The organism is Psychrobacter sp. Ps7 (assembly GCF_022129225.1).
Classification (GTDB): Bacteria; Pseudomonadota; Gammaproteobacteria; order Pseudomonadales; family Moraxellaceae; genus Psychrobacter; species Psychrobacter immobilis_A.
In genome coordinates this window covers 1-7,331 of the sequence record NZ_JADQAH010000063.1, presented here as the reverse complement: position 1 = coordinate 7,331, position 7,331 = coordinate 1, and the positions used below count along the sequence as shown (strand labels likewise).

Sequence of the window (7,331 nt, the reverse complement as noted above, 5' to 3'; positions counted from 1 at the left end):
GCTTGTACGCAAGCCACACGTGAGTTCTTTAATCAGGAATTTAAACCTGCTTAATAGAGGTCAGCTTAACCGTAAAAAATAGCTTTGCTATCGAAAAAACTGTGTCCACTGGATGCAGTTTTTTCATGAATACCATTTAATAATTAATAGGAGAAAAATATGAAGTCAATGATGTTATCACTGGTTACCTGTGTCTTTATGATAGCTCCGATCAGTCAAGCACAGGCTAAGAATACACCTTGTTCGGGCAAAATGGGCGGCGTATCTCACTGCTCAAAAGATGGTAAATTTGTTTGCAAAAACGGCAAAATCAGTCAATCAAAACAAGTATGTCGTTAAAGTTGTTTTTACCCTTGTTATTAGAGTGAAAAAAACCGCTAATCAGCTGTTTTGCTTAATTTTAATAACAGCCAGACGCCCCTAAATCAGCAAATTTGTGCTAAAATAGCTTCTTCAATTGAACATTATTTTTAACAAAAACCGTATCACTATTTTCCTATTGTTTTGCACCTTTGACAGTGATTTTTTAGGGTCACTATTCTGATAGTAGCTGCGCATTGATGCAGCTATATTTTTGTATAACCCATGAGTATCTTGAACAAACGTGTCAACATTAGAAAAACAATGTGAGTGAAGGAGTGTATATGAGCGAATCGGTCAGTCCTATTGGCATCGTAGAGGAACTAAAGCAATCCTATCTGGATTATGCGATGAGCGTGATTGTCTCGCGTGCGCTGCCTGATGTGCGTGATGGGTTCAAACCTGTACACCGCCGTGTGATGTACGCCATGCACGTGCTATCTAACGACTATAATAAGCCATATAAGAAGTCTGCACGTGTCGTCGGCGATGTCATTGGTAAATATCACCCACATGGCGATAGTGCGGTCTATGATGCCATTGTGCGGATGGCGCAGGATTTTAGTTTGCGTTATCCGATGGTTGACGGTCAAGGTAACTTTGGATCGATCGATGATGATCCTCCGGCTGCCATGCGTTATACCGAAGTACGTATGACCAAGCTGACGCATCAGATGCTTGCTGATTTAGACAAAGACACGGTTGATTGGGAAGACAACTACGATGGTTCTGAGCGTATGCCTAGCGTCATGCCAGCGCGTGTTCCAAACTTACTAATCAATGGTGCGACTGGTATTGCTGTTGGTATGGCGACTAATATGGCGCCGCACAACCTGACAGAAGTGATTAATGCTTGTTTGGCTTATGCCGAAAACCCACAAGTATCAGCTGAAGAGTTGATGTCACACATCTCAGGTCCTGATTTTCCTACAGGCGGTATCATTTATGGTCGCGCTGGTATTTTAGATGCTTATCGCACGGGTAAAGGTCGTTTGCACATACGTGGTCGCTATCATATTGAAGCCATGAGTGATACGGGTGTCAACCGCGATCGTGAGCGTATTGTCTTTACCGAAGTACCTTATCAATCTAATAAAGCCAAAATGATTGAGCGTATCGCAGAACTCGTACGTGATAAAAAGATTGAAGGTATTAGCGAGATTCGTGATGAATCTGACAAAGATGGTATGCGTATCGCCATTGATTTGCGTCGTGGTGAGACAGCTGAAGTTATCGTTAATAACTTGTTCTTGCAAACGCCGCTCGAATCAAGTTTTAGTATCAATATGGTGGCGCTCGATAATGGTCAGCCTAAGCTACTAACTTTGCGTCAGCTGATTGCCGCCTTTGTACGTCATCGCCAAGAAGTGGTGACACGCCGTACGATTTATGAGTTAAACAAAGCGCGCGTACGTGGTCATTTGCTCGAAGGTTTGACCGTTGCATTAGCCAATATCGACGAGATTATTGCAACGATTAAAGCCTCTGCTAACCGCGGTTTGGCACGTGAAAGCTTATTAAATAACACGTGGGGTTCAGGTAGCGTGGTGGCGATGCTTACTGCTGCTGGTAGTCAATCTGTGCGTCCTGACTATATCGAAGGCGAAGATCCTAAAGCACCATTTGGCTTGATTGAGGGCGAAGAACGTTATCGCTTATCACTTGAGCAGGTCAACGCGATTTTAGATATGCAGTTGCATCGTCTAACGGGTCTTGAGCAAGACAAATTGACCGAAGAATATCAGGATTTGCTACGTGAAATTGCTCATTTAGAGTCTATTCTTGGTGATTTTGATAAGCTAATGACCATTATCTCCAATGAGATGATTGAGATTCGTGATAACTTTGGTGATGAGCGCCGTACCGATATTATTGACTCACGTACTGATTTTAACCGTGAAGATCTGATTCCTGAACAGACGGTTGTCATGACGGTCTCGCGTACAGGTTATGCAAAAACTCAGCCGATTGACGATTATGTCGCACAAAAACGTGGTGGTAAAGGTAAGTCTGCAACCGCAATGAAAGAAGATGATGTGATTGATCATTTGGTTGTGACCTCAACGCATGCTACCGTATTGTGCTTCACGGATAGCGGTCGTGTCTTTAGCTTACGTGGTTTTGAAGTGCCGATTGCCAGTCGAGGTGCTCGCGGTCGTCCATTAGTGAATTTAATTGGCTTAAATCCTGATGAAACTGTTACTACGATACTACCGATTCCAAAAATAGTGGAAGAGCTATCGGTAAAAGGTGAAGCATTAACAGATGATCTAATAGATGGGGATGATGATTCATTAGACGCTAGCACGCAAGCAGAGCCACCTTTTGTGTTCTTTGCAACGGCTAATGGTACGGTGAAGCGGGTAGAGCTTAAGCAGTTTGCCAATATTCGCTCGAACGGCTTGATTGCGATTGGACTAGAAGAGGGCGATAAGCTGGTCAGTGCTCGTATCACTAATGGTAGCCAAGAAGTGATGTTGTTTGCATCCAGTGGTAAAGCCATTCGTTTTGATGAAAATGATGCTCGTGTGATGGGTCGTACGGCTAAAGGTGTTCGTGGTATGCGTTTGGCGGCTAATGAGTCTATAAAATCATTGGTTGTGATCGAAGATGATGTCCGCGAAATTCTTATTGCTTGTGAAAACGGCTTTGGTAAACGTACCTTTATCGATGAGTTCAATACCCAAAATCGTGGCGGCGGCGGTGTAATTGCCATCAAAACCAGTGAGCGTAATGGTGCGCTAGTAAGAGCCACTAAGGTTGACTCTACAGACGATATTATTTTAATCTCTGATAAAGGTACATTGGTTCGTACGCCCGTTGAGCATGTCGCTAGCTCTGGTCGTAATACGCAAGGTGTGACGCTGATTCGTCTATCAAAAGACGAGAAGCTGGTCGCTATGGCGCGTGTTGAGCATGAAGAAGGTGACGATGAGCTGGTTGACGCCATGAGAGAAGACGGTACACTTGATGTGGCAGGTCAAGAGCAGATAGATATCGATGCGGCGACTGGCAACACAGCAACGAATGACGTTATGGATATTGCTACTGACAATGAATTAGATGTTGATAGTACAGACGGTGAAAACGCAGACGACGAATAAATGTCTCAGTAGTTAGCTTTTTGATCTAGTCTTATATGATTGTTCTATAAAAAGCCTCTGACGTTATCGTCGGAGGCTTTTATTTTTTTCTGTATGTCATCTATTGTTAGAGTCTGCTTTTAAGTTTCCGCTGCTCTAATTTTTTATAAATAATGCCCATAAAGTTCTATTTTTTAAGGCTGTTGTTATGCTCTCGACCAATCAAACTTTTCAAGGAACCCTTGCTTCGATATCATCGAGCTTTTTATTTTCGATGATGTTTGTGTTTGGACTATTTATGCTGCCTTTGACAGGTACGCAGGTAGCCTCATGGCGCGTGCTCATGATGCTGCTAAGTTTGCTATTGTTGGTCAGTTTTACCAAGCAATGGCAACACGTTTTTGATTATCTCAAAACCTTAAAAACTCCGAAAGAGTGGCTGATATTTATTTTGCCCACACCGATTTTGGGTGGTCAAATTTGGCTATTTATGTGGGCACCAGTCAATGGCTTTGGTCTGGATGTCACCTTGGGCTATTTTTTATTACCGCTGGTGATGATTGTACTTGGTCGATTTTTTTATCACGAGCATATGAGTGCGTTGCAGTGGGTGGCCGCGCTATGTGCAGCCTTAGGTATTGGCTATGATATCTTTCAATATGGCTCAGTATCTTGGGTAACGTTGTTTGTGTGCTTGGGCTATCCACCTTATTATCTATTGCGGCGTAAACTGGCTGTGCCGCCTATCACAGGGCTGTTGTCTGACTTGGCTTTGTTAACGCCAGTGGTGCTCATTATGTTGTATTTTAGCGGCGGCTTTAGTACGGCAGCACAGGACATCAAGTTCTGGTATTTATTACCACTGCTAGGAGCCTTTAGTGCACTGGCGATGTCCTTAACCATGATTGCCAGTAGCAAATTACCTGTATCATTATTTGGGGCGCTAAGCTATGTCGAACCTATGCTGCTGTTTGTTTTATCCATCACTGTTCTAAGTCAAAGCCTCGATGAGGGCGGCTCTTTGTTCATGTATGGTATGGTAAGTTTGGCGTTACTGGTGATGATCGCTGATAGTATAAGAGGTTATCTTAAGCGCCGCCGTGACAATCATTTGCATGGCTATCGAGAGCCACAAGTGGGCGGGTTTCCGCCGCGTCGTCGTTTCATAGATCAGCGTATCGATGGGGTTTTAACCGCGCATCGTTTTCGTAAGATTCGGCGCTATCAAAAAAAGATGGATAGAATACAGCAAAAAATCGAGCAGTTGAGTGCAAAGTAAGATGCTGAATGGGTAGGTGAACGCTTTAGTAAAGCAGGTGTATTGCTTATCTATTCTGACTTTGACATAATACCGACCACAAGATAAACACGATATATTCCAAGTATTTATCTCAATATTATATGATTATGTTGTAGATAACAGAGTTTATAGATCAAAAAGCCTTCGACGTCCGCGTCGGAGGCTTTTGTTTTTTTCTAAAATTGCCAAGGACGTGCGCTCATTTTTCAAGGTTGTCGTTATGCTCACCACGAATCAAACGTCGCAAGGTACCATCGCTGCAGTGGCAGCAAATTTTTTATATTCATTGCTATTCTTATTTGGTCTATTGATGCAGCCGTTGTCAGGGACGCAAGTCGCTTCTTGGCGCGTACTGATGATGCTATTGAGTCTGATGCTGCTGATTAGTGTGCTTAAGCAGTGGCAGCATATTTTTGATTATCTCAAAACCCTAAAGTCGCCCAAAGAATGGTTTTTATTTATCATACCGACACCAATATTGGGCGCGCAAATCTGGATATTTATGTGGGCACCTGTCAATGATTTGGGGCTTGAGGTGACATTGGGTTACTTTTTATATCCAATGATTATGATTATGGTTGGTCGGTTTTTTTATAACGAAGACATGAGCTTGTTACAATGGATTGCCACCATTTGCGCAGGCGCAGGTATTGCCTATGATGTCTTTCAGTACGGCAGTATTTCTTGGGCGACTTTATTTGTTTGCTTGGGTTATCCGCCTTATTATCTACTGCGTCGTAAATTGGCAGTGCCGCCGATTACAGGGCTTATCTCTGACCTTGTTTTATTGACGCCGGTGGTGTTGATTGCTTTATATCTCAATGGCGGGTTTACGCTGGCGATATCTACCGATAAGTTTTGGTATCTGTTGCCACTATTAGGCATTATCAGTACGGCTGCGATGTCATTGACCATGGTTGCCAGTCAAAAGCTGCCCGTCTCATTATTTGGCACCTTATGCTACCTTGAGCCGATATTTTTATTCATATTTTCCATCACGATTTTGCATCAAAGTATCGATGAGGGTGGCTCTTTATTTATGTACGGCATGATTTTTGTCGCGTTGATGATGATGATTGTGGATAGTGCGCTTGGTTACTTAGCACGTAAGCGTGATGACCGTTTGCATGGTTATAATGAGCCACAAGTGGGTAGCTTCCCGCCACGTCGCCGTCTGAAAAACCGTCGTATTAAAGGTGTATTAACCGCGAATCGTTTCCGAAAAATTAGAAAGTATCAGCAAAAAATACATAAGATGACACGCAAAATTGAAGAGCTGCATTCAAAGTAGCACCTGCCAGCAAGTCGATATAGACTTGACTTAGCAGGCAGTGTTTTTCGCCATCGTTCTACAAACTTGCAGTATTAAAGGGGCAAAAATTACGCTATCATCGATGACAATAGCGTCACGCTTAATTGAAAGCGTGGCACTGTATCAAAGAGATTATGGCTGATTTAAAACAATATATAACTAGGACGGTTTATGTTAACTCTGCATCATTTAAACAATTCGCGCTCATTTCGTATTTTATGGTTACTAGAAGAGTTGGGGCTAGATTATAAGCTGGTCACTTATGAGCGCACTAAGGCGCATCTTGCACCTGAGAGCTTAAAGAAAGTGCATCCATTAGGACATACGCCTGTGCTGGAAGTTGATGATCGCGCGTTGGCTGAGTCAGGTTTTATTATTGAATACTTGCTGAAACACTACGATAAAGAGCATCAGTTTAAGCCTTCTGATGATAACGAGTCGGCGTGGGAAGCCTATACTTTTTGGCTGCATTTTGCTGAAGCTTCGGCGATGCCGCCATTGGTCATGCGCCTCGTTTTTAACAAAGTGGTTGAACGATCACCCATGCTCATCAAGCCGATAAGTAAAGGGATTCGCAAACAAGTTGAAGATGGAATGATCAACAATAATATAGTGAATAACTTAAATCTGATGGAGAAGCAGCTACAAGATAGTCACTGGTTCGCTGGTGAAGCATTCAGTGCCGCTGATATCCAAATGCATCTTGCAGTTGTGGGTGCCAATGCTGGTACAGGATTAGATAGCAGTAAATATGCCAATATCTTAATCTGGCTAAAACGCTGTGAAGAGCGCGATGCCTTTAAGCGTGCAGAAGAAAAGGGCGGTCGTTTGCAGTTCTAAATGAGGCGCATTTAATCGTTAATAAATGACTAATTTGATATTAAAATAAAAGGTTTTGTTTATTTATAGACAAAACCTTTTTTAGGATAAGTAATGACAGACTTAAATAAATCGCATAACAAGCATACTGATGTCGATACTGGCATTGCTGCTAAGCCCGCGCTTGATACTACCGCTGACAATGTGAACCATCAGCAGGTATCCATTAAAGCATGGTCACAAAAATTGCTCGTAGTGATTCTATGTATTGCCAGCTTTTATGGCGGCTGGAAATCTTATGAGTCCAATATGGTCAGTGAATGTACGGCCAATGGTGGGCAGATGGTTGCAGCGCAAAAAACCATGATGTGCCAATTGTCATAGCAGATAAGTATCATGTGTAAGAGAGGCAATCTATGTTGAAGCTGACTTTTTTGGGTACCTCTGCTGGTGTGCC

General features: G+C 42.8%; 6 protein-coding genes. All 6 read left to right on the top strand.

Translation table 11 applies throughout. The annotated features are described in order from the left end of the window. The first annotated feature begins 159 nt into the window (after positions 1–159). The 6 genes from I3257_RS13865 to I3257_RS13840 all read left to right on the top strand — a co-directional run bounded on the left by I3257_RS13865 (position 160) and on the right by I3257_RS13840 (position 7,258). Positions 160–339 carry a hypothetical protein gene (locus tag I3257_RS13865; protein WP_238050134.1) on the top strand — a complete coding sequence of 60 codons (180 nt, stop codon included), beginning with the start codon at positions 160–162 and terminating at the stop codon, positions 337–339. Positions 340–644: 305 nt separating this feature from the next. Beyond that, the gene (gene gyrA, locus I3257_RS13860) at positions 645–3,464 is read left to right on the top strand and encodes a DNA gyrase subunit A (RefSeq protein WP_238050133.1); all 2,820 of its coding nucleotides are present in this window, start codon (positions 645–647) and stop codon (positions 3,462–3,464) included. A 187-nt stretch (positions 3,465–3,651) separates the two neighbouring features. Further along, positions 3,652–4,722 carry an EamA family transporter RarD gene (rarD, locus tag I3257_RS13855; RefSeq protein WP_193009514.1) on the top strand — a complete coding sequence of 357 codons (1,071 nt, stop codon included), beginning with the start codon at positions 3,652–3,654 and terminating at the stop codon, positions 4,720–4,722. A gap of 241 nt (positions 4,723–4,963) precedes the next feature. Beyond that, positions 4,964–6,034 carry an EamA family transporter RarD gene (rarD, locus tag I3257_RS13850; RefSeq protein ID WP_238050132.1) on the top strand — a complete coding sequence of 357 codons (1,071 nt, stop codon included), beginning with the start codon at positions 4,964–4,966 and terminating at the stop codon, positions 6,032–6,034. A 192-nt stretch (positions 6,035–6,226) separates the two neighbouring features. Continuing rightward, on the top strand, positions 6,227–6,895 hold the full coding sequence (locus I3257_RS13845; RefSeq protein ID WP_238050131.1) for a glutathione S-transferase: 669 nt from the start codon (positions 6,227–6,229) through the stop codon (positions 6,893–6,895). A 93-nt stretch (positions 6,896–6,988) separates the two neighbouring features. Next, entirely contained in the window at positions 6,989–7,258 is a 270-nt protein-coding gene (locus I3257_RS13840; RefSeq protein ID WP_045451779.1) for a hypothetical protein, read from the top strand. Positions 7,259–7,331 lie beyond the last annotated feature (73 nt).

Coding starts and splice junctions, on each gene's coding strand:
- I3257_RS13865 (WP_238050134.1), top strand. CDS start 160: ATGAAGTCAATGATGTTATCACTGGTTACCTGTGTCTTTATGATAGCT.
- gyrA (WP_238050133.1), top strand. CDS start 645: ATGAGCGAATCGGTCAGTCCTATTGGCATCGTAGAGGAACTAAAGCAA.
- rarD (WP_193009514.1), top strand. CDS start 3,652: ATGCTCTCGACCAATCAAACTTTTCAAGGAACCCTTGCTTCGATATCA.
- rarD (WP_238050132.1), top strand. CDS start 4,964: ATGCTCACCACGAATCAAACGTCGCAAGGTACCATCGCTGCAGTGGCA.
- I3257_RS13845 (WP_238050131.1), top strand. CDS start 6,227: ATGTTAACTCTGCATCATTTAAACAATTCGCGCTCATTTCGTATTTTA.
- I3257_RS13840 (WP_045451779.1), top strand. CDS start 6,989: ATGACAGACTTAAATAAATCGCATAACAAGCATACTGATGTCGATACT.